Origin of the sequence: Nocardia cyriacigeorgica, assembly GCF_029868385.1 — a bacterium.
GTDB classification, from domain to species: Bacteria; Actinomycetota; Actinomycetes; order Mycobacteriales; family Mycobacteriaceae; genus Nocardia; species Nocardia cyriacigeorgica_F.
On the sequence record NZ_JARWNX010000026.1, the window covers coordinates 96,253 to 118,899 of the forward strand.

Genomic DNA, 22,647 nt, shown 5'->3' on the forward strand with positions numbered 1-22,647 from the left:
CCGAGCCTGCGCGAACCCGAGCAGGTCGCCGATTCCACCTGAGGCATCACGCCTGCTCGCCCTGAACGACGGCGAGCGTCCGCATCGGCAGCTCAGGTGAGGAGTTTCTTCTGCACCTTGCCCATCGCGTTGCGGGGCAGGGAATCGACGAGGCGGATTTCTCGTGGTCGCTTGTGGGCGGACAGTTCTCGGGCCACGTGGTCGATCAGGTCGGATTCGGTGGGGGGCGCGGCGTTTGCGCGTACTACGACGAAGGCGACGATGCGTTGGCCGAGGTCGGGGTCGGGGAGGCCGACGACGGCGGCCTCGGCTACGGCGGGGTGGCCGAGGAGGGTGGTTTCCACTTCGCCCGCGCCGATGCGGTACCCGCCGGATTTGATGAGGTCGACCGATTCGCGGCCGACGATGCGGTGGAAACCGTCCGCGTCGATGACGGCGACGTCGCCGGTGCGGAACCAGCCGTCATCGGTCCAGCACGCGCCGGTCTCGTCCGGGCGATTCAGATAGCCGTCGAAAAGCATGGGCCCGCGCACCTGGAGCCCGCCGATGCTTTCGCCGTCGTGCGGGACGGGTGCGCCGGATTCGTCGCGCAGACGGGTTTGCACACCGTGCACGGGGGTGCCGACCCAGCCGGGGCGGCGTTCGCCGTCGGCGCGGGTGGACAGGGTGATCATGGTTTCGCTCATGCCGTAGCGCTCGACGGGCGCGTGGCCGGTGAGTTCGGCGAGGCGTTCGAAGACCGGGACGGGCAGCGGTGCACTACCGGAGACGAGCAGCCGGGCGTCGGCCAAACGCTTGGCGGCATCGGGGTCGTCGGCGATGCGCGACCATACCGTCGGCACACCGAAATACAGCGTGCCGGGAGCGGCCGCGTACGCCTCGGGAGTCGGCTTTCCGGTGTGGATCAATGGGCTGCCGACGCGTAGCGCGCCCAGTACACCGAGGATCAATCCGTGCACGTGGAACAGCGGAAGGCCGTGCACCAGCACGTCACGGGCGGTCCAGGACCACGCTTCGGCGAGCGCGTCGAGCCCGGCGGCGATGGCGCCGCGACTGAGCACCACACCCTTCGGCAATCCGGTGGTGCCGGAGGTGTAGAGCACGAATGCCGTTGTCTCCGGCGCTGGTTCGGGATAGGTGTGCCACGACCTGGCATGCAAACGGACCGGAACCACCGGCAGTTCGGTGCCTTCCGGCGCCGCGCCGAGCCATGCCTGCGCCCCCGAATCGGCCAGGATGTGGGCGGATTCGACAGTTCCGGCGTCCGGCGGCACCGGGACGACGGTGACACCGGCGATCAGGCAGCCGACGATGGCGAGCACCGTGGTCGCGGTCGGCTGTGCCAGCACCGCGACGCGATCGGCGCGGGCGATGCGCTCGGCCACCGAGGTGGCGGCGCCGAGCAGATCGCTGCGCGAGAGCGTTACGCCGTCGATGGTGACGGCATCGGGGATATCCGCGCCCGCCGCGACGGCGAGCGGATCAAGGGAGCGCAGCAGCAGCGGCGGACCGTACGACATCCGCCCACGCTACCGCGACGCGAGCGACGAGCCAGGAGGAGGCAGCGCAGCATCATCACGCCGGGCCACCGGGATACCGCACGATCGGCCGCGCACCGTTGACACCCCCGATGAAGCGGTGAGAAAGTAGTTGCATAACCTTCTCAACGGCGAGATGGGGTCGACGATGACCAGCACTTCGCGCGCGACCACCCGGTCACGCACCGATGATTTCGATATCCGGCGCCATATCGACGGATCCGCCGTGTTCTTCGGCGCCGCCGCCAATGTCATCATGCAGCTGAGCCATCCGGCCGTCGGCTACGGCGTGCTGGAGAGTCCGGTGGACAGCGGCAAGATCATGCTGCACCCGATCAAACGCACCCGCACCACGCTCACCTATCTGGCTGTGGCCATGTTCGGCAGCGATGAGGAACGCGAGGCCTATCGGGAGGCGCTGGACCGCTCACACCGCCCGGTGCATTCGACCCGTTCCAGCCCGGTGCGATACAACGCCTTCGATCCGCGTTTGCAGTTATGGGTGGCGGCCTGCCTGTACTGGGGCGGACGAGATCTGCACCACCGCCTGCACGGCCCGATGGACGATGCCACCGCCGACGCCTACTACCGCTACGCCGCCCGCCTCGGCACCACCCTCCAGATGCCACAGCAGCTGTGGCCCGCCGACCGCGCCGCCTTCGACAGCTACTGGGCCGAGAATCTGGCGGGCACCTCGATCGATCCGCCGGTCCGGGACATGCTCGACGATATCGTCGATCTGAAGATGTTCCCGCCGCCGGTCCGGGTCCCGCTGCGCCGCTTCCACCGTTTCGTCACCGCCGGACTCCTCCCACCGCATCTGCGCGCGGAGATGGGCATGGAGTGGAGTGAGCGCGATGAGCGCCGACTGTCGCGCCTGCTGCACACGGTCGGCGCGATCGAGGCCCGACTCCCGCTGCCGCTCAAGACCTTTCCGGTCAGCATATTCCTGACGGATATGCGGCTGCGTCGACGCCTCGGCGCACGTCTGGTGTGAAAGCTTCCCATTCGAGCCGTCGGTCCGCGTGATCGAGGCCCGACTCCCGCTGCCACTCGAGACATTTCCGGTCAACATGTTCCTGACGGATATGCGGCTGCGTCGACGCCTCGGCACACACCTGGTGTAAAAGCTCCGCATTCGAGCCGTCGATCGGCGCGAGCATCCCCGCGCAGGCGGCGCTACGGAATGCGGAACGACACAACCACATGATCGCGCGCGAACTCCCGCGCCGCCGCATCATCATCGAGTGGAATCACCGTCTGCGGCGTCAAGGCCAGCGACAATGCGGTCCTTGCGATCATCTCCGCCAGTGGCAGCGGGTCGTAGTCGGGCAGTTTGCCCTCACGCTGCAACCGGGTGATGAACTCCGCGACATAATCGCGACCCAGTTCGATCACCGGCGCGCCCTTCACCGTCAGATACGGCAGCACGATCTCCGGTTCGGTCTGCAACAGCCGGTCGAGCAGTTTGTTACCACGCAGCCCGTCGAGGAAGGCGACGAACAGTTCGACGATCTGATCTTCGGCACCGGCATCGCGTTCGATCTGCCGCTGCACCGCCGCGTCGACACCGTCGATGAATTCCCGCGTCTGCTGTAACCCGACCGCCTGGATCAGATCGGTCTTCCCCGCGAAACGCCGGTAGAGCGTCGCCAGCGAGAGCCCGCCGCGTCGGGCCACCTCGCCCATGCTGGTGCGTTTGATGCCGAAGTCCAGGAACGCCAGCAGCGCCGCGGACAGCACGGTTTGATCCTGATCCCGGCGTTGTGTGCGCACCAGCGGGAGCAGATCGGCCAGCGCCGCCATATCGGCACCTCCCCGTGAGACTCGGCGAAACAATGACACACCAAGCATCGCACAATTGCAGGCTCGATTGACATGCGCCGTGAGTAGATGAGAATGTTTCCGCGTAATCTTCTCACCGGAAGTGAGGTCAACGATGACCGCTGTCGTGCCCGCCACCCCCGGCGGCCCCGTCCCCGCACCCCCGGCCGATTTCGTCGTCGAGGACTACATCGACGGTGTCTCCGCCTTCCTCGGCGGCACCGCCAACGTCATCATGCAGCTGGGTCTGCGGCCGGTCGCCTACGGGGTGCTGGAAAGCGATGTCGACAGCGGCAAGGTGATGGTGCATCCGATCAAACGGCTGCGCACCACCCTGACCTATCTCGCCGTGGCGATGATGGGCAGCGAAGCCGAACGCGCCGCCTACCGCGAGGCCGTCAACGGCTCACATCGCACCATCCGGTCCAAGCCTTCCAGCCCGGTGAAATACAACGCCTTCGATCCGAACCTGCAACTGTGGGTCGCGGCGTGCCTGTACTGGGGTTTCGCCGATATGCTCGACACACTGCGCGGCGGTATCGACGAAGCCGCCGCCGATGCCTTCTATCAGCACAGCGTCCGGCTCGGCGCGACCTTGCAGATGCGGCCGGAAATGTGGCCCGCCGACCGGGCGGCCTTCGATGAATACTGGGCAACGAACCTGGCCGCCACCCGGATCGACCCGGTGATCCGCGACTACTTCAACGATCTCATCGACCTGAAGATGATGCCGCGGGTCGTACAGCTGTCGGCCGCGCGGTTCCAGCGGTTCGTCGTCACCGGTGTGCTGCCGTGGCATCTGCGCCGGGAGATGGGGATGCGCTGGTCGGCGCGCGATCAGCGCCGGTTCGAGCGGCTGATGCGGCTCATCGGCGCGATCGTGACCCGCTTGCCCCAGCGGGCGCGGATGTTCCCGCTCAACTTCTACCTGTGGGATCTGCGCAGGCGGATGCGCAAGGGTCTACCGCTGGTGTGACCGGCCCGGTCACCGCCCCGCGAGCGCTCGCAGGAAGAACCCGAGGTTCGCCGGGCGCTCGGCCAACCTACGTATGAGGTAGCCGTACCACTGGTTGCCGTAGGGCACATACACCCGCATGGTGTTCCCGGCGACGGCGATGCGGTCCTGTTCGTCGTCCCGAATGCCGTAGAGCATCTGATATTCCACATCGCCCGCACCACGTCCGGTATCGGCGAGCAACCAGTCGGCGGCGGCGATCATCTCCGGATCGTGCGAGGCCACCATCGGATAACCCTCACCGCGCATCAGGATCTCCAGACAGCGCCGATAGGCGGCATCGACCTCATCGCGGTGCTGATAGGCCACCTCCTCCGGTTCCCGATAGGCGCCCTTGCACAACCGGATCCGGGAACCCGGGCCGGAGAAATCCCGGCAGTCGGCCTCGGTACGGCGCAGATAGGACTGCAATACCGTGCCGAGCCAAGGGAATTCGTCGCGGAGTTCGGCGACCGTGGCGAGAGTGGCGTCGGTGGTGGTGTGGTCCTCGGCGTCGACGGTCACCCAGATCCCGGCCTGTACCGCCTTGGTGCACAGGGTTCGTAGATTCTCGGTGGCGATGGCGGGACCGTCCCCCGGCAGCGACTGGCCGAGCGCCGACAGCTTCACCGACACCTCCAGCGGCGCGGCACCGGCGGCGCCGAGTGAAACATCCAGCGCCGACAGATCATTGAGCAGCGACAGGTATTCCGCCACCGCCGCATCGGCCTGCGCGCGGTCGGTGGTGTATTCGCCGAGGTAGTCGACGCTGATGGCCCGCCCGCTCGCCAGGAGCGTCCGTGCCACCAGGATCAGATCGGCTCTCGTCTCCCCCGCCACGAATCGCCGCACGATATCGACGGTCACCGGGGTTCCGGTCACCAGCCGTTTCATCCGCGGTGACCCGGCCGCGGCGAGGATGGCGGGCCGCAGCGGGTTCACGCCTGCGACCCCATATGCGGGTACCGGTGATCGACCGGCGGTACGAAGGTCTCCTTCAACGCGCGCGGGGCGACCCAGCGCAGCAGGTTCAACGGCGAACCGGCCTTGTCGTCGGTGCCGGAGGCCCGCGCACCACCGAAGGGCTGCTGACCGACGACCGCGCCGGTGGGTTTGTCATTGACGTAGAAGTTGCCCGCCGCGAACCGCAGCGCCGCCGATGCCTGTTCGATCGCATGCCGATCCGTGGCGAACACCGCACCGGTCAACGCGTACGGCGCCGCCGACTCCACCTCCGACAACACCGAGGCGTAGGCGCCGGGTTCGGCGTCGTCGTAGATGTGCACCGACAGGATCGGGCCGAAATATTCGGTGGTGAATGCCTCATCGCGTGGATCGTCGGACAGCAGCACCGTCGGCCGGACGAACCAGCCTTCGCTGTCGTCATAGGAGCCGCCGACCGGAATGGTCAACCCTGTCGAGCGCGCGCGTTCGATGGCGGCCACGTTCTTGTCGTAGGCGCGCCGGTCGATTACCGCGCCACCGAAATTGGACAGATCAGCGATATCGCCGTATTCGAGTTTGCCGACCACGTCCAGGAAATCGTCACCCATCTCGCGCCACAGCGAACGCGGCAGATACGCACGGGACGCGGCCGAGCACTTCTGCCCCTGGTACTCGTAGGCGCCACGCACCAGCGCGGTGATCAGGGCGGCCGGTTCGGCCGAGGCGTGCGCGACGATGAAATCCTTACCGCCGGTCTCCCCGACCAGGCGCGGATAGCCATGGTAGGCACCGATATTCGTCGCGACCTGCCGCCACAGATAGTGGAAGGTCTTGGTGGAACCGGTGAAATGGATGCCCGCCAGCCGCGGATCGGCCAGCGCCACCTCCGACAGTTCCACACCGTCACCGGTGACCATATTGATGACACCGGGCGGCAGCCCCGCCGCCTCCAGCACCCGCATCGTGTAATACGCGGCCAGCGTCTGCGTCGGCGACGGCTTCCAGACCACCGTATTGCCCATCAGCGCGGGCGCGGTCGGCAGATTGCCCGCGATGGCGGTGAAGTTGAACGGCGTGATCGCGTAGACGAAGCCCTCGAGCGGCCGATAGTCCATCCGATTCCACACACCCGCGCTCGAACGCGGCTGCTGCTGGAGGATCTCGCGGGCGAAGGCGACATTGAACCGCCAGAAGTCGATCAGCTCGCAGGGGGCGTCGATCTCGGCCTGCTGCACCGATTTCGACTGGCCGAGCATGGTCGCCGCGGCGACCTTTTCCCGCCACGGGCCCGACAGCAGATCGGCCGCACGCAGCAGGACCGCCGCGCGTTCATCGAAGGGCAGGGCGCGCCAGCCGGGTGCGGCGGCTATCGCGGCCTCGATGGCGTCGCTCGCCTCGGCGTGCGTGATATCGGTGTAGGTACCCAATACCTGCCGGTGCCGATGCGGTGCGACGATATCGTGCCGGGCGCCGATCCCCGGCCGGTGTTTACCACCGATCACCAGCGGTATCTCGACGGTCTCGGCGGAGATCGCGGCCAGCGCGCTCGCCAACCGCTCCCGCTCGGGACTGCCCGGCGCGTAGGTGTGCACCGGTTCGTTCTCAGGGGCAGGGACCACCGTGACAGCGTCCATAACCAAGGCTAACTCCGGTGCGCGGCGCAGCACAGAAACCACGCCCACCTGCGTTTCCGGCGGCCGATCGCGGTATCGAGTCAGGAACTGGCGGCGCCGAGCCTGGCCGCCGCTTCGGCGATCCGCTCATCGGTGGCCGTCAACGCGATGCGCACATGCTTCGCACCGGCCGGACCGTAGAAATCGCCGGGAGCGGCGAGGATGCCGCGCTCGGCGAGCCAGTCGAGGGTGGTGCGGCAGGGTTCGCCGCGCGTGGACCACAGGTACAGGCCCGCCTCGGAATGGTCGATGCGGAAACCCGCGGACAACAGTGCGGCGCGCAGGGTGTCGCGGCGGGCGCGATAACGCTCACGCTGCTGGTTCTCGTGCGCGTCGTCGCCGAGCGCCGCGGTCATCGCCGCCTGGATCGGGAACGGCACCATCATGCCGGAGTGTTTACGCACTTCCAGCAGTTCGGCGACCAGGTGCGGATCACCGGTGACGAACCCGGCGCGGTAGCTGGCCAGGTTCGACGTCTTCGACAGCGAATGCACCGCGAGCAGACCGGTGTGGTCGCCATCGCAGACCTCCGGATCGAGCACCGAGACGGCCCGGCCTTCCCAGCTCAAACCCAGATAGCACTCGTCGGAGGCGATGATGGCGCCGCGTTCGCGGGCGAAGGCCACGACCTTGCGCAGATGGTCGACGCCGAGCACCTTGCCGGTCGGGTTGGACGGCGAGTTCAGGTAGATCAGCGCGGGTGACCGCGGACCCAGCTGTGTCAGGCCGTCGGCGCGCGCGATCTCGGTGCCCGCGAGCAGCGCGCCCACCTCGTAGGTGGGGTACGCGACCTCGGGGATCACCACCAGATCGGCCACGCTCAGGCCGAGCAACCGTGGCAGCCCGGCGATCAGCTCCTTGGTGCCGATGACCGGCAGCACCGCCGCCTGGTCGATCCCGGTGATCCCGTACCGGCGACGCAGGGCGTCGACGGCGGCTTCACGCAGCGCGGTGGTGCCGTGGGTGGTCGGATATCCGGGGACCTCCGCGACCGAGTTCAGCGCGGCGCGGATCAGCGGATCGACCGGGTCGACCGGCGTACCGACCGACAGATCGACGATCCCACCGGGATGGGCGGCGGCTTTCGCCTTCGCGCCCGCGATGGTGTCCCAGGGGAAATCCGGTAGCAGCGAGCTGACCCGCACGCGTGCCGCCGCACTATCGGTACTCGACAATCCAGCGCTCATTCGGACGCCATGGGCGGCAGTTCCTTGATGAACGGCGGATCGAAATCGACCTTGCCCACCTTCGTCGCGCCGCCGGGCGAACCCAGCTCATCGAAGAAGTCGACATTGGCGTTGATGTAGCCGCTCCACTGGTCCGGGGTGTCGTCCTCGTAGAAGATCGCCTCGACGGGACACACCGGCTCACACGCACCACAGTCCACGCACTCGTCCGGTTGGATGTACAGCATGCGACCACCCTCGTAGATGCAATCCACGGGGCATTCCTCGATGCACGCCTTGTCCTTCACGTCAACGCACGGTTCAGCGATGATGTACGGCACTGCCGTTCTCCTAGTCTGTCCTCACCTCGGGGGTACTGCGCCCGGCACAAGTATCCCTGGCGCCTCACACGTTACCCTCGGTCAGCCTGCCCTAACTTGGGACGTGGCCTCAGTGGATGGATAGTTCGAGTCCCGCGGCGGGCCCGCGACCCGCGGGAACGCCGTAGGTGGTGGTGCGTTCGCGCACCGGACGACCGATGCCCGCGGCGATTTCGGTGAGTTCGGCCACGGTCTTGGCCGACCCGTGCTGGGAGCCAGCCATCCGGGAGATGGTCTCCTCCATCAGCGTGCCGCCCAGATCGTTGGCGCCGCTGTCCAGCATCACCCTGGTGCCGGTGGTGCCCAATTTCACCCAGCTGGTCTGGATGTTGTCGATGCGCCCGTGCAGCATGATGCGGGCCAGCGCATGCACGGCCCGGTTGTCGCGGTTGGTCGGTCCGGGACGCGCCGCGCCCGCCAGGTACAGCGGTGCGCTCTGATGCACGAACGGCAGCGGGACGAATTCGGTGAAACCACCGGTGCGGTCCTGGATATCGCGCAGCACCCGCAGGTGCCCGACCCAATGTTTCGGATTGTCCACGTGGCCGTACATCATGGTCGAGCTGGACCGGAGGCCAACCTCATGGGCGGTGGTGATGACCTCGATCCAGGCCGAGGCGGGCAGTTTGCCCTTGGTGAGCACCCAGCGCACCTCGTCGTCCAGGATTTCCGCGGCCGTGCCGGGAATGGTGTCGAGCCCGGCCTCCTTCAATGCCACCAGCCAGTCACGCACGCTCTGCCCGCCGCGCGAGGCGCCGTTGACGATCTCCATCGGGCTGAACGCGTGCACATGCATCGACGGCACCCGCGCCTTCACCGCCCGCACCAGATCCGCGTACCCGGTGACCGGCAGATCGGGGTCGATACCGCCCTGCATGCACACCTCGGTGGCGCCGTCGACGTGCGCCTCCCAGGCCCGGTCGGCGACCTCGCCTGTGCTCAGGGTGAACGCGTCGGCATCCCCCTTGCGCTGGGCGAATGCACAGAACCGGCAGCCGGTGTAGCAGATATTGGTGAAGTTGATGTTCCGGTTGACCACATAGGTCACCTCGTCCCCGGAGACCTCGCGGCGCAGGCCGTCGGCGAGCGCCGCGACCGCGTCGAGGTCGGCGCCGTCGGCGGTGGCCAGCGCCAGATACTGCGCATCCGACAGCCCGGCCGGATCGCGTTCGGCGGCGCGCAGGGCGTCGAGCACGTCGGCGTCGAGCCGTTCGGGGACCGCGGCCAGATCGCGCGCCTGTTCGCGCACGGTGTCCCAATCGCCGAAGGCGCTGTTGAGGTCGCTGCGGGTGTCGGTGTTGCGGCCATCGGAGTCGATGGCGGTATTGAGGTCGACGCGGCCCGCCGATTCCCAGCTTTCGTCGGGCTCCTGCCACGGCAGGCCGACCGGAACCGTATCGGGCCTGGCCAGACCGGTGTCCGGATCGGTCAGCGCGGCCACATGCGCACCGATGCGCGGATCGACCCACGGATTGCCCGCGAGCACATACTTCGGATGCGCCGAGGTGCGTTCGACCAGTTCGAATCCGGCGGCCGCGGTGAGTTCGGCCAGGGTGTCGAGATTGGGCCAGGGCCGTTCGGGGTTGACGTGATCGGGCGTCACCGGCGAGACCCCGCCCCAGTCATCGATGCCCGCGTCCAGCAGGGCCGTGCATTCGGCCTGCGAGACCAGGTTGGGCGGAGCCTGCACCGGGACGTCGGGACCGAGCAGCAGCCTGGTCACCGCGATGGTGGCCAGGAATTCGTCGATGTTCGCATCGGGGGTGTCGCGCATGGCGGTATCGCCCTTGGCACGGAAGTTCTGCACGATCACTTCCTGGATGTGCCCGAACGCCTTGTGCTGCTTACGGATCGCCATGATCGATTCGGCACGCTCGGCCATGGTCTCACCGATGCCGACCAGGATGCCGGTGGTGTAGGGGACCGAGAGCCGCCCCGCGTCGGTGATGGCGCGCAGCCGGACCGCCGGATCCTTGTCCGGGCTGCCGTAATGGCAGTTGCCCTTCTCGGTGAACAGCCTGGTGGCGGTGGTCTCCAGCATCATGCCCATGGATTGGGCCACCGGCTTGAGGCGGGAGATCTCCTCCCAGCTCATCACGCCCGGGTTCAGATGCGGCAGCAGCCCGGTCTCCTCGAGCACCAGGATCGATACCGCGCGCAGATAGTCGAGGGTCGAATCGTAGCCGCGTTCGTCGAGCCACTGCGCGGCCTCCGGCCAGCGGTCCTCGGGCCGGTCACCGAGGGTGAACAGCGCCTCTTTACAGCCGAGGGCGGCGCCGCGGCGGGCGATGTCGAGCACCTCGTCCGGCTCCAGGAACATGCCGCGGCCTTCGGCGCGCAGTTTGCCCGGCACCGTGACGAAGGTGCAGTAATGGCATTTGTCCCGGCACAGGTGGGTGAGTGGGATGAAGACATTGCGCGAATAGCTGATCGTCTTCGGGCGACCCGCCGATTCCAGACCCGCATCGCGCACCCTGGCGGCGCTGCGACACAGATCGGCCAGGTCGTCGCCGGTGGCGTGCAGCAGCACCGCGGCCTCGTCGACGTTCAGGGTCACTCCGTCACGCGCCCGCCGCAGCGCCCGGCGCATGGCCGATGGGCTCGGCGGGGGTGCGGGAACGGTCGGCTCGGATAGGTCGATCACGCCCTCGATCATGCGCCACACATCCGGAACTGTCTCCCTCCAGGGTTGTGAGCGTTGACAACTCCCCCGGCGCGCGGGCTATTCCACGCGCGGCATGCCACGATGGCAAACATGACGCAGCCGCGCACGATCATGGCCGAGCCGGCCTGGCGTCCCAGTCCGAAAGCGAAACTGCTGTGGACGCTGCAATCGGTGCTCGCCTGGCTGATCCCGCTGGTGGGGCTGCTGATCTGGGCGGCCTTCGATGCCGGTAACCGCTCGCTACAGGGCACGGTGACGGTGATCGTCCTGATCGTCGCGGTCATCAGCATCGCGGTGGTGCCGTGGTGGCGATACCGCGTGCATCGCTGGGAGGTGACCGATCAGGCGGTGTACACCAGGGTGGGCTGGCTGACCCAGGAGAGCCGGGTGGCGCCGATCTCGCGCATCCAGACCGTCGACACCGAACGCGGGCCGCTGGAGCGGGCGCTCGGGCTGGCGACGGTCACCGTCACCACGGCGTCATCGGCGGGTGCGGTGGCGATCAGCGGGCTGGAACTGCCGGTGGCCGAGCAGACGGTGACCCGCCTGACCGAGATCGCGGCCAGACATCGCGGGGACGCGACATGAGCGACCGGCTCGGTCCGGGCACCGAGCACCCCGGCACCCATACCGACCATCCGGACCCCGACAGCGACCAGCCCTGGCTACGGCTGGACAAGCGGATGCTGCTGGTGCACCCGGTCGACCAGGTCATCCGGTTCATCCCGGTGCTGCTCGGCACGCTGATCCTCGGCACCAGCAGCGGCAATCATGTGTGGAGCGTTCTCCCGGTGGTGGCGATCGTCGGGTATGCGCTCACCCGCTGGTTCACCACCACCTATCGGATCGGGCCGACCCATATCGAGTTGCGGACGGGATTGTTCCAGCGCAAGAAGCTGTCGGTGCCGCGCTCACGCATCCGGTCGGTGGATATCGAGGCCGATCTGCTGCACCGGATACTCGGGCTCGCCGTGCTCGCCATCGGCACCGGCCAGCACGCGGAATCCGGGGAGAAGTTCGAACTCAACGCCCTGGACGCGGCCGTGGTCCCCGCGCTGCGGGTCGAACTGCTCGCACATACCAGGGCGCCGCATGTGGCCGCCGATGAACCCGAAGGGGCGCCGGAAGCGGCGGGCGATCGATCCGGCACGACCCTCGACAATGGTTCACGCCGGGAACGCAATCGCGAGATCGGGCATTGGCGACCGGCCTGGGTGAAGTACGCGCCGCTGTCACTGACCGGTTTCGCCATCGTCGCGCCGATCGTCGGCATCGGGTTCCAGTACGGGCTCGGTGAAGTGGTGTTCCGGTCCGATGCCGTGCATTCGGTGGAGGGCCGCGGCGTACTGCTGCTCACCCTGCTCGGGTTCGGTCTGCTGATCTCGGTGGTGCTGGTGATGAGCATCGCGGCCTGCGCGCACTATCTGGCGACGTATTTCGGTCTGCGCGTCACCGATAACGGTACGACCCTGCACCTGCGCTACGGCCTGTTCACCACCCGGCAGATCACCCTGGACCTGGCCCGATTCCGCGGCGCCACCGTCAACGAGCCGCTGCTGCTGCGACTGGCCGGTGGTGCCTCACTCGAGGCCATCATGACCGGGCAGAACCCGCGCCAGAAGATCCTGCCGCAGGCGCCACGAGCCGCGGTCGACGCCACCCTCGCGCATCTGCTGAGCCCGCATACGGCGAAGTATCCGAACGGGGTGTCGCGGGCGACGGCTGCTGCCACGCCATCGAGGTCGAACGGTGTCACTGCCGCGGGTGGTTCTGTGAACGGTACGGAGTTCGGAACCATTGCGGCGGATTCCGGTTCCGATACGAGCGCGGGCACCGATTCCGGAGCGGGCACGGCCACCGACTCCGGCACCATTGCCGCGAGCGCGGGTGCCGGAGCGATCACGGGTCCCGAAGCCACGGCGGGAACCTCCGCGAGAGGTACGAGTTCCGGAACCATTCGGGTGCCCGACGGTTCGGTTCCCACGGCTGTGGGGGCGGCGCCCGGACGAGTGGACCTCATCATGCACGGACCGGCGGCACGGCGGCGCCGGTACACGCATGCGATGTGGCCCGCTCCCGTCGCCGCGGCCCCGCTGCTGCTGATGGTCCTTGCCGGACAGGAGTTCTCGCCGTGGTGGTGGCTCCTGCCCGTCGCATTGGTCCCGATCACCGCGGCCCTGGCCGAGGACCGGTACCGCGGTCTCGGCCACGCGGTCCTGCCCGCCACCGCGACCTCACCTACTTGGCTGATCACCCGCTCCGGTTCCCTCGACCGCGACCGCGACTGCCTCGAGGCCCCCGGCATCATCGGCTGGACCGTGCGCCAGACCTTCTGGCAGCGCCGCTCCGGCCTCGCCACCGTCACCGCCGCCACCGCCGCGGGCAAGAAGCGCTACCACGTCATCGACCTACCCCTGGACCAGGCTTGGGCCCTGATCGACGCCGTCACTCCGGGCAGGCTCGGCACGAAATAGTCAGCTGCCCACCACAACCCGCACCATCGTGCGAGGTGGCCGACTACAGCGCGTGGGCGACCGGCAGTGCGGGGGCTCCGGTGGCACTGCCCGATGGATTGTGCGCGGGTCGGCGTCGAGGTGAGCGGCGTCAGCGCGTCCGGTTCACCCGTGTGTACACGTAGACCAGGGGTGGGGCCAGGCCGCACAGGAGTAGTAGGAGGGTGCGGGCGTCGTCGCCGAGTAGGACGTCGCCGCCGGGGCCCGCACTGGCGGCGGCCAGGAAGGCGATGGTCCACGCGACGATGGGGGTGAGCATGACGATGGGGCGGGTGGAGACGGTGCGGGCGCCGAGTACCAGCAGGACGTTCACCGCGCCCGCCAGCGGCGCCGCGATCGGGAAGGCGACGCTGCCGAGATACAGCGGCAGATAGAGCACCTCGAGGACCAGTGTGATCACCGCAGCCACGATCAGCGCGATCATGATCAGCGCGCCGAGCGCGGCATGCACCGGCCGCGACAGCAGGAGTCCGGACCGCGACGGGGCCGGTTTGCCCGCCTGGTCGTCCACGGTGGCGGTCACGCGACCGGTGGGTAGCCGAGCAGCGTCAGCAGGTGACTCTGCATATCGACGAACGTGTACAGCACCGACATGTAGAGCTCGTGCTGCTGTTGCGCGCCGGGCCGCAGGCTTTCCACGAATGCCACGATGGCGTTCTGGAGCTCCCAGTTGTACATGCGATCGAGTCTAGGCGGGGGCGGCGAACAGATCGTGTTCGCGTCCATCCGGCCCGACCGGCCCGCGCTCACCCCGGACCAGCACGAAATGCTCCTCCGGCAGCACCGGCTGCGCGATATCGTTCGACAGCGCGAACTCGCGACCCGACGGCGCGACGCTCACCTGGGTGGCATGGGCGCGCAGCGCGGCGCGCTTGGCCGCCAGCACATCCGAGACGTCGATGGCGGTGGTGACGGTATCACTCGGCACACAGGCCAACTCACCCTCGGCGGGCAGCCGCCACCCCGGCGGCAGCGCACCCGGCAACCCCTCGACGGTACGGCGGGCCAAGGCTTCGGTATGCAGCCGAAGCATCTCGGCGTCGGTCACCGTCCAATAGAACTTCGGTGTGTCCCAACCACGTTCGGCCGCCTGGTGCACGGCGGCGGTGGTGATCTCGTTGGCGCGAATATGATCCGGATGACCGTAGCCGCCGTTGGGGTCGTAGCCGACCACGACCCGTGGCCGCAGCTCCAACAGCACATCGGTCAGCGCGTCGACCGCCGCCGGACCCGACCGCACGAAGGCGCGTGGATGCTCGGCGCTCGGCGTACCGGCCATCCCGGAATCGCGCCAGCGGCCGGCGCCACCGAGGAATCGGGGTGCGCCCGCGTCCAGTGCGGCCAGCGCACGGGTGAGTTCGAGGATCCGGTACCCGCCGAGCTGATCGGCGTGGTCGGCGGTGAGCTGGGCCCACCGGTCGCCGATCACCTCACCCTCCTCACCGAGGGTGCAGGTCACCACCGTGACCGGTATACCGCGACGGCGATAGTGGGCGATGGTGCCGCCGGTGGTGATGGATTCGTCGTCGGGGTGGGCGTGCACCAGCAGCAGGCCACCGGTTCCGGCTGCGGGAGAACTCATCCGACGCGTCGCCAGTTCGCCGCGTCGCCGAAGATGCCGACCTGGATGGCGCCGCTGAGCGAAGCACCGTCCACCGAGGGACCGGAGGCCGCGACCACGTTGTCCTGCACGATCGGCAGCGCCGTCGCCGCCGCCCACAGCCGCGGTTCGGCCTCGGCGAGCACGCGGGGTGTCTCGACACCGACGAGGGCGCCGTCGATCGCGGGCTGCGCGCCCGGATCGCAGATACCGGACAGGTTGCTCGGCGCCAGCCGGACCACCTCGGCGCTCGGCTCCGGTTCCTCCCCATCCGGACCGGGCGCCTGCACCGGCGGGCAACCGTAGCGCGAGGCCAGCACGGTGGCCGGGTCCGAACCCGCGACCTCCCAGCCGACTATGGCGTCGATGGCGCCTTCGACCAGTTCCTTGCCGTACAACTCGTCGCCGGGCACGCTGCGCACGGTGGCGTCGATGCCCGCACTGCGCAATTGGTCGGCGGCGGTATTGGCGACCGCGAGCGCGGTGGCGTCGTTGGCTACGGCGCCGATGCGGATGGTGAGCGATTTACCGTCCTTGGCGACCGGTCGCGGGCGCGGCGCCGGCGAGGTCGCCGAAACCACCGGCGGCGGTTCGGGAGCGCGTCCGAATCCGGACTCGGCCAGCAGCGCGAAGGCATCGTCCTGGCTCGGACGCGGCGGCACGGTCGGCACGTAGCCGGGATCGGAGGGCGAAAGCACTTGGGCACGTACCGGCTCCACCCAACCGCCGGTCTGCGCGCCGACCGTGGCCAACAGCGCAGGGTCGAGCAGCGCCAGCACGGCGGTGCGCACCCGCGGGTCGACCAGATCGCCGCTGCGACCGTTCAGCACGAATTGCAGTTCTCGCGCCTGCGGCATGATCGCGGTGCGCACCGAAGGGATGGCCGCCAGTTGCGCCTGGGTCGCCACACCGCCGTGCACCAGCGCCATCTGCGCGTCACCGGTGCGCAGCGAATCAGCGACCTGGGCCGGAGTTCCGCCGCGACGCAGCAGGATCTGATCCGGCACCGCCGGTTTGCCCCAGTACCGGTCATTGCGTTCGAGCAAGATCTCATCGCGGCCCTGATCGGCGGATTTGATCTTGAAGCTGCCGCCGGACACCGCGATGCCCTCGGCGAGCGTGCGTTCGAATCCGCCCGGCGAATCCTTCACCAGATGTGAGGGCAGCAGGTTCGCGAACAGCTGACGCCAGGCCGGATACGGTGCCGTCATCGTGACGGTGACGGTCTTACCGCCCGCCGTCGACGCGACATCGGAGATGAGTCGGTATCCCGCGGGGTCGACCACACCGGGCTGGGTGGTCATCTGCCGCCACAGGAAACGGAAATCCTCCGCGGCGATCGGCGCACCATCGGACCAATTGGCCTGATTGCGCAGTTTGTAGGTGATGGTGAACGGCTCCTGTGAGGTCACCTCGGCCTGTTCGACCAGCGCCGTATCCGGCACCCACAGCGTCGCGCCCGGCGCGGCCGGATCGGGCACCGGCCGGAACGGGCTCGGCAGCACCATCGAACTCACCGCCGCCGTCGCGGGCGACTGATCCGAACGCAGATGCGGATTGAACCCGATACCGATGTCGTCGATGGCCACGACGACGGTGTTCTTCCCCGGCTCGGCCGGTGTCGTCTTCGGGCTGTCGGTGCTCTCGATCGGCGGCGGCGGGTTCGCGGTGCACCCGGCGACCACCGGCAGCAACGCCGTCATCACAACAAGCATCGCGCGCCACATCGCGCGCCGTCGCGCCCCCGAATTCACCCTCGGCACTCTACCTCGCCACCTCGCACTCGTCCGGCTACGCGAAACCGCCGGGCGCTGGGCCCGGCGGTTCCGGTATCCGACGATCGTTGTCGCCGCTGTTGTCCGCGAACGCGGGTTACTGCGCGGCCGCCCGGTCGCGAGCCTTACGCCGCGACAACTCACGAGCCCGGTCGTTGGCGGCCAGCGTGACCTTACGCACCCGCACCACCTCGGGGGTGACCTCGACGCATTCGTCGGCGGCACAGAACTCCATGGCGCCTTCGAGGTCGAGCTGGAGCGGCTTGGCCAGCGTCTCCATCACATCGGCCGTGGAGGAGCGCATATTGGTCAGCTTCTTCTCGCGGGTGACGTTGATGTCGAGATCCTCGGCCCGCGGGTTGATGCCGACGACCATGCCCTCATAGGTGTCCGCGCCCGGCTCCACGAAGAACTGGCCGCGGTCGGCGAGCTGGATCATGGCGAACGGGGTGACGGTGCCCGCGCGGTCGGAGACCAGCGAACCGGTGTGGCGCGCCCGGATCTCCCCCGCCCACGGCGCGTAGCCGTGGAAGACGGCGTTGGCGATGCCGGTGCCGCGGGTTTCGGTGAGGAAGTCGGTGCGGAACCCGATCAGACCGCGCGAGGGCACGATGAACTCCATGCGCACCCATCCGGCGGCGTGGTTGTTCATCTGGACCATCTTGCCCTTGCGGGCGGCCAGCAGCTGGGTGATCGCGCCGAGGTACTCGTCGGGGCAGTCGATGGTCAGCTCTTCGTACGGCTCGTGCACCTTGCCGTCGACCTGACGGGTCACCACCTGCGGTTTGCCGACGGTCAGCTCGAAGCCCTCACGGCGCATCTGCTCGACCAGGATGGCCAGCGCCAGCTCACCGCGGCCCTGCACCTCCCAGGCGTCGGGACGGCCGATATCGAGCACGCGCAGCGAGACGTTGCCGACCAGTTCCTGATCCAGCCGCGATTTCACCATGCGGGCGGTCAGTTTGTGGCCCTGCACCCGACCGACCAGCGGCGAGGTGTTGGTGCCGATGGTCACCGAGATGGCGGGCTCGTCGACGCTGATGCGCGGCAGCGCCACCGGCTGATCCGGATCGGCGAGGGTATCGCCGATCATGATCTCCGGGATGCCCGCGACGGCGACGATATCGCCCGCGACGGCCACCTCACCCGGCTGACGCTCGACGCCGATGGTCTGCAACAGCTCGGTGATCTTGACGTTCTTGATGCCGTCGGCATGCATCCAGGCCACGTTCTGGCCCTTGCGCAGCTCGCCGTTGTGGATGCGGACCAGCGCGAGACGGCCGAGGAAGGCCGAGGCGTCGAGGTTGGTGACGTGGGCCTGCAACGGTGCGGTCGGATCGCCCTTGGGGGCGGGGATGTTCTCCAGCAGCACCTCGAACAGGGCGTCGAGGTTTTCCGCGTCGGGGGCCTGACCGTTGTCCGGGGCCACCTTCGACGCCTTGCCCTCACGGCCGGAGGCGTAGAGCACGGGCAGATCGAGCGCGAGTTCGGCGGCTTCGGCGGCGTCGTCGTCCAGATCGGAGGCCAGATCGAGCAGCAGATCGTGGCTTTCCTCGACGACCTCGGAGATCCGGGCATCGGGACGGTCGGTCTTGTTCACCACGAGGATCACCGGCAGCGAGGCCGACAGTGCCTTGCGCAGCACGAACCGGGTCTGCGGCAGCGGGCCCTCGGAGGCGTCGACCAGCAGCACGACACCGTCGACCATGGACAGACCGCGCTCGACCTCACCGCCGAAGTCGGCGTGGCCGGGGGTATCGATGACATTGATGACGGTCACCGAGCCGTCGGCATTGTGCCGATGCACCGCGGTGTTCTTGGCGAGAATGGTGATGCCCTTCTCGCGTTCCAGATCGCCGGAGTCCATGACCCGGTCGACCGGTTCGGCCCGTTCGGCGAAGGCGCCGGATTGGCGGAGCATGGCGTCGACCAACGTCGTTTTACCGTGGTCGACGTGGGCCACGATGGCGACGTTGCGAAAATCGCGTGCAGACGACACGCTTGTTCCTCCTGCTGTTGGGTAGATGGTGGCGACGGTGCTCTGCAAACAGGTGGAGAATGGAACTCACCGGGCATCGCGGCCAGATACACCCTACCGGCACCCAGGTGCACCTGAGATCCCACATTCGACTAAGGGTAGGCTTACTCGCCATGGGTAAGGTCAAGGCAAAGAAGGTGTCGAGCCTCAAGCCGAAGAAGAAGTGCTGTCGGAAAAAGACGCGCTGTCTGAAGTGCCCTGTGGTCATCATGCGGATGAAACGCCTGGAAGCGGCCGGTGTGAGCGGTAAGGATCTGAAAAAGGGTTTGAAGAAGGCGCGCGCGGCCTGAACGATCCGAACGATTTGCCGACCCCGGCCATGATCGTGCGCAACCGGGGTACAACGAGACAATGACCACTACGCCATTACTCTCCGATACGGAAATATCCGAAGCGCTGGCCTCGCTACCCGAGTGGAGCCGTTCCGGGGATTCCATCTCCCGCACGATCAAAGCGGCCACTTTCCCCGCCGGTATCGAACTGGTGCGCCGGGTCGCCGTCGCGGCCGAAGCCGCCGACCATCACCCCGATATCGATATCCGCTGGCGCAATGTCAGCTTCACTCTGTCGACGCACAGCGAAGGCGGACTCACCGCGCGGGATGTGGCGATGGCGCAGGAGATCGATCGGCTGGCCGCCTCGTCCGGGTGAGCAGCCGCGGGGTGCAGATGATCCAGACCAGCATCGCGAGCACCCCGATCACATCGACGGTCCCGAGCCAGGACAGCACCCACGGCCGCGGGATGGTCCAGATCGAATCCTGGAAGAACGACAGCACCCATGGCGCGCCGACCAGCGCGGTCACCAACCAGTACCCGGCGAAGACGCGCGCGCCCGGCAGTTCGCGCAGCGGCCCGTACAGCAGCCACAGCACCGTCGGCAGCAGCCACACCCAATGATGCGACCAGGAGATCGGCGAGATCAGCAGCCCGAACAGCTGCACCATCAGCAGGGTGCCGAGCCGGTCGTCGGGTCCGAGCGCGCGCCAGGCGAACACCGCGAGCACCGCGACAAGGGCCACCGAGGCCAGCCACCACGGTCCGGTTTCGACGTCGTGGCCGAGCAGGCGGCTCAGCGCACCGCGCAGCGACTGATTCCAGACCGAGCCGACCGGGCCGATCCGGTCGGCGTCACCGAGCAGGGTGCCGAAATAGCGGCGGGTCTCACCGGCCGAGATGAGGAAGCTGAGCCCGACCGTCGCGCCGAAGACGGCCGCCGACCACGCCACCGTCATCCAGCGTCGTCGCGCGAGAAAATACAGCCCGCTGATCGCCGGGGTGAGTTTGATACCGGCGACGACGCCGACCAGCGTTCCCGAAATCCACCAGCGCGAGCTGCGCACCGCGAGCATCACCGCGAACACCAGGAACACATTGACCTGGCCGTAGTCCATCGTGGTGCGCACAGGTTCGAGCCACAGCCCGATCGCGGTCCAGGTGATCGAGGCGGTGCGCCAGCGCGGCTCCCGCGCCGCCTCGGCCCCGAGCAGCAGTTCCAGCGCGATACGCACGATGCCGTAGAGCGCGGCGGCGATCGCCAGCAGCCAGGCGATGGCGACCAGCGTGAACGGCAGATAGTGCAGCGGGAAGAAGACCACCGCGGCGAAGGGCGGATAGGTGAACGGCAGCGGGAAATCCGGGGTCTTCTCCGCGTAGGTGAAGTCGTAGAGCTTATCGGTGAGCAGGGCAGCGGAGCCGTCGACGTAGACGTGCAGGTCGACCAGGTTCATTCCGTTCGGCGCGAACAGCATCCACAGCAGCCGGGCGAGGACCGTCGCGGCGAGCGCGGCCACCGCCAGGCGGGTGTGGGTGGCCCAGCGGTGCGGTTCGGCCGATCGGGCGGGCACGGCGGGCGGGCGTACGTCCGTCCGAGCGCTCTGCTGGTTCAAATGCGGGACTTTCGGAGTCGGGCCGAGATCGCGCGGTTCGGCGATTCATCGGCCTGGAACGGAAGGCTCCGACTACATTAACCGCAGCACAGGTCGGCGCCTCGCCGCCCTGGCACACTCAACCCCCGCACCACAAGTAACATTTGCATCAACATTCACACCCGTAACACGGATCGGCGCTACCTTCTGATAACACGTTCGTCCACGGCGCGCATTTCCGGCACTGCTGCTGTACAACGTGCGGTGTTGTCCTTAGAGTGACCCCCGAAACGACGGCTTTTCAGCGTCGCCCAGATGTACCCGAGGTAAGGACGGCAAGACCAGTGCTTCGCACCCGAGGATCGCGGATCGCCTTGTCCGCGCTCGCCATTGCGGCGAGTGCCATGATCGCCGCGCCCGCGACAACCGTCGCGGCCCCGGCCCCGGCGCCCGCCGCGGTGCCGAACAGCGTCCCCATGGTTCCCGAGGGCGTCCCTGTCGACGCGCTCGCCGCCCTGACGCCTGCCATCGTCGGCCAGATCGCGGCCGCCAATACCGCGAGCCCGCAGGCCGCGCTGCTCGACCAGGCCAAAGCCCTGCTGGCCACGCTGAATCTGCCGCCGCAGATCAAGTCGACGCTGGAACGCATCATCAAGTTCCTCGACGGCAGCGGCGGCGGTGGCCCCGAGCTACCGGAGCAGGGACCGGCCATCGCACAGTTCCTGTACCCGACCATCGGTAAGGGCTGCATTTCCGACTCCGCCGATTCGGTCGGCACCGCGCTCGCGGTTCCCGGCCCGGCCCAGCTGCCCCCGCCGGGACCGCAGGTCGGCCAGACCGGCTTCGTGTTCACCGCGCTCGGCACCAAATCGCCGACCGATGTGCAGAACCCGCCGATGACGGTGCAGTGGCTCAACCTCGACACCCGCCAGTCCGGTGTGCAGGCGCTGACCAATGAGGCCAAGATCAACCCGGATGGCCCGGCCACCCTGTCCGCCATCGCGAACACCGGTTCCGGCCGGATCGTCGCGGTGGTCGGTGGCTCGCTGACCACCCAGGCCGCCGACGCCGCACCGCGCACCTGCAACTTCCTGCCGACGCTCGGCTTCTTCACCGTCTGACGTCCGCATCTTCGAGGCCCCGGCAGCATCGCTGCCGGGGCCTCGTCGTGCACTGCGGCACCTCGATTGCCCGAGCCTCTCCCGAACCGCACCGCGGCTGTGGTAGACCGAAGCAATGGCGACTATCGAGCGTTCGATGAAGTCCCGCGATTCGGTGCGCAGCAGGCGCTCGCGCCGGTCGATTCTGTCCATCCGGTCCGAGGGTTCGATCCTGTCCATCGGCTCGGCCTATTCGATCCTGTCCATCGGCAGCGTCGGATCGGTGCTGTCGATCGGATCGGTGGGATCGTTCGCCTCGGTGATCTCGTCGGGGTCCTTCGCCAGCCTCGGTTCGGCCCTGTCCGGGCTGTCGCGCTGGTCGCTGTTGTCCTGGCTGGGCAACAATGCGGCGCCGGAGACCAGGCCCACGCTGCGGGTGGTTCCCGATGACGAGCCGGATCTACGGGTCGCGCCGGTCTGCCACTGCCAGACGTAGCGGCCGCTGCCGGACTCGACGGCCACCAGGCATTGCGGACACGGCGGGGCTCGCCGGCTACCAGGTATAGCGG

General features: G+C 68.0%; 21 protein-coding genes. 8 read left to right on the forward strand and 13 right to left on the reverse strand.

All coding sequences use genetic code 11. From position 1 onward, the window contains the following. Positions 1-92: 92 nt before the first annotated feature. Positions 93-1,520, reverse strand: a complete 1,428-nt coding sequence (locus tag QH168_RS05075) for an acyl-CoA synthetase (RefSeq protein WP_280233246.1) — start codon at positions 1,518-1,520, stop codon at positions 93-95. 166 nt (positions 1,521-1,686) lie between these two features. Between QH168_RS05075 and QH168_RS05080 the strand changes: the two genes are divergently transcribed. Continuing rightward, on the forward strand, positions 1,687-2,535 hold the full coding sequence (locus tag QH168_RS05080) for an oxygenase MpaB family protein (protein ID WP_280233247.1): 849 nt from the start codon (positions 1,687-1,689) through the stop codon (positions 2,533-2,535). A 182-nt stretch (positions 2,536-2,717) separates the two neighbouring features. Here the strand turns inward: QH168_RS05080 and QH168_RS05085 are convergent, their stop codons facing one another. Then, positions 2,718-3,344, reverse strand: a complete 627-nt coding sequence (locus QH168_RS05085) for a TetR/AcrR family transcriptional regulator (RefSeq protein WP_280233257.1) — start codon at positions 3,342-3,344, stop codon at positions 2,718-2,720. Between the two features lie 133 nt (positions 3,345-3,477). Here QH168_RS05085 and QH168_RS05090 point away from each other — a divergent pair, with 133 nt between their 5' ends. After that, entirely contained in the window at positions 3,478-4,338 is an 861-nt protein-coding gene (locus QH168_RS05090) for an oxygenase MpaB family protein (RefSeq protein WP_280233258.1), read from the forward strand. 9 nt (positions 4,339-4,347) lie between these two features. On the opposite strand, the gene QH168_RS05095 is transcribed toward QH168_RS05090, so the two are convergent. The 5 genes from QH168_RS05095 to QH168_RS05115 all read right to left on the reverse strand — a co-directional run bounded on the left by QH168_RS05095 (position 4,348) and on the right by QH168_RS05115 (position 11,176). Beyond that, the gene (locus tag QH168_RS05095; protein WP_280233309.1) at positions 4,348-5,250 is read right to left on the reverse strand and encodes a proline dehydrogenase family protein; all 903 of its coding nucleotides are present in this window, start codon (positions 5,248-5,250) and stop codon (positions 4,348-4,350) included. 44 nt (positions 5,251-5,294) lie between these two features. After that, positions 5,295-6,935 carry an L-glutamate gamma-semialdehyde dehydrogenase gene (gene pruA, locus QH168_RS05100; RefSeq protein WP_280233259.1) on the reverse strand — a complete coding sequence of 547 codons (1,641 nt, stop codon included), beginning with the start codon at positions 6,933-6,935 and terminating at the stop codon, positions 5,295-5,297. An 80-nt stretch (positions 6,936-7,015) separates the two neighbouring features. After that, positions 7,016-8,161: a succinyldiaminopimelate transaminase gene (gene dapC / locus QH168_RS05105; RefSeq protein ID WP_280233260.1), complete on the reverse strand. Its 1,146-nt coding sequence runs from the start codon at positions 8,159-8,161 to the stop codon at positions 7,016-7,018. Continuing rightward, positions 8,158-8,481 carry a ferredoxin gene (gene fdxA / locus QH168_RS05110; RefSeq protein ID WP_163824164.1) on the reverse strand — a complete coding sequence of 108 codons (324 nt, stop codon included), beginning with the start codon at positions 8,479-8,481 and terminating at the stop codon, positions 8,158-8,160. Before fdxA ends, dapC begins: the two co-directional genes overlap by 4 nt. 109 nt (positions 8,482-8,590) lie before the next feature. Then, positions 8,591-11,176, reverse strand: a complete 2,586-nt coding sequence (locus tag QH168_RS05115) for a bifunctional FO biosynthesis protein CofGH (protein WP_280233261.1) — start codon at positions 11,174-11,176, stop codon at positions 8,591-8,593. 99 nt (positions 11,177-11,275) lie between these two features. Between QH168_RS05115 and QH168_RS05120 the strand changes: the two genes are divergently transcribed. Together QH168_RS05120 and QH168_RS05125 are read left to right on the forward strand one after the other, a co-directional pair. Then, the gene (locus tag QH168_RS05120) at positions 11,276-11,773 is read left to right on the forward strand and encodes a PH domain-containing protein (protein WP_280233262.1); all 498 of its coding nucleotides are present in this window, start codon (positions 11,276-11,278) and stop codon (positions 11,771-11,773) included. Further along, positions 11,770-13,659: a PH domain-containing protein gene (locus QH168_RS05125; RefSeq protein WP_280233263.1), complete on the forward strand. Its 1,890-nt coding sequence runs from the start codon at positions 11,770-11,772 to the stop codon at positions 13,657-13,659. The genes QH168_RS05120 and QH168_RS05125 overlap by 4 nt, the downstream gene beginning before the upstream one ends. A gap of 130 nt (positions 13,660-13,789) precedes the next feature. On the opposite strand, the gene QH168_RS05130 is transcribed toward QH168_RS05125, so the two are convergent. The 5 genes from QH168_RS05130 to typA form a co-directional block, all read right to left on the reverse strand. Further along, complete coding sequence (locus QH168_RS05130) at positions 13,790-14,221, reverse strand: hypothetical protein (RefSeq protein ID WP_280233264.1); 432 nt, start codon at positions 14,219-14,221, stop codon at positions 13,790-13,792. Continuing rightward, entirely contained in the window at positions 14,218-14,376 is a 159-nt protein-coding gene (locus QH168_RS05135; RefSeq protein ID WP_280233266.1) for a hypothetical protein, read from the reverse strand. The genes QH168_RS05130 and QH168_RS05135 overlap by 4 nt, the downstream gene beginning before the upstream one ends. A gap of 10 nt (positions 14,377-14,386) precedes the next feature. After that, a complete protein-coding gene (gene mshB / locus QH168_RS05140) occupies positions 14,387-15,280 on the reverse strand; it encodes an N-acetyl-1-D-myo-inositol-2-amino-2-deoxy-alpha-D-glucopyranoside deacetylase (protein WP_280233267.1) in 894 nt (297 codons plus the stop codon). Further along, a complete protein-coding gene (locus tag QH168_RS05145) occupies positions 15,277-17,025 on the reverse strand; it encodes an ABC transporter family substrate-binding protein (RefSeq protein WP_280233310.1) in 1,749 nt (582 codons plus the stop codon). Before QH168_RS05145 ends, mshB begins: the two co-directional genes overlap by 4 nt. Before the next feature lie 145 nt (positions 17,026-17,170). Then, positions 17,171-19,072, reverse strand: coding sequence for a translational GTPase TypA (gene typA / locus QH168_RS05150; RefSeq protein WP_280233268.1), 1,902 nt, complete (start codon positions 19,070-19,072; stop codon positions 17,171-17,173). Between the two features lie 152 nt (positions 19,073-19,224). Here typA and QH168_RS05155 point away from each other — a divergent pair, with 152 nt between their 5' ends. Together QH168_RS05155 and QH168_RS05160 are read left to right on the forward strand one after the other, a co-directional pair. Continuing rightward, complete coding sequence (locus tag QH168_RS05155) at positions 19,225-19,401, forward strand: hypothetical protein (RefSeq protein WP_280233269.1); 177 nt, start codon at positions 19,225-19,227, stop codon at positions 19,399-19,401. Positions 19,402-19,462: 61 nt separating this feature from the next. Then, the gene (locus QH168_RS05160) at positions 19,463-19,762 is read left to right on the forward strand and encodes a 4a-hydroxytetrahydrobiopterin dehydratase (RefSeq protein WP_280233271.1); all 300 of its coding nucleotides are present in this window, start codon (positions 19,463-19,465) and stop codon (positions 19,760-19,762) included. Here QH168_RS05160 and QH168_RS05165 read toward each other — a convergent pair. Further along, complete coding sequence (locus tag QH168_RS05165; RefSeq protein ID WP_280233272.1) at positions 19,701-20,957, reverse strand: mannosyltransferase; 1,257 nt, start codon at positions 20,955-20,957, stop codon at positions 19,701-19,703. The two genes, QH168_RS05160 and QH168_RS05165, sit on opposite strands and share 62 nt — an antisense overlap. A 365-nt stretch (positions 20,958-21,322) precedes the next feature. Between QH168_RS05165 and QH168_RS05170 the strand changes: the two genes are divergently transcribed. Together QH168_RS05170 and QH168_RS05175 are read left to right on the forward strand one after the other, a co-directional pair. Continuing rightward, positions 21,323-22,099, forward strand: coding sequence for an Rv1157c family protein (locus QH168_RS05170; protein WP_280233273.1), 777 nt, complete (start codon positions 21,323-21,325; stop codon positions 22,097-22,099). 115 nt (positions 22,100-22,214) lie between these two features. Then, entirely contained in the window at positions 22,215-22,574 is a 360-nt protein-coding gene (locus QH168_RS05175) for a hypothetical protein (protein ID WP_280233274.1), read from the forward strand. Positions 22,575-22,647: the final 73 nt, after the last annotated feature.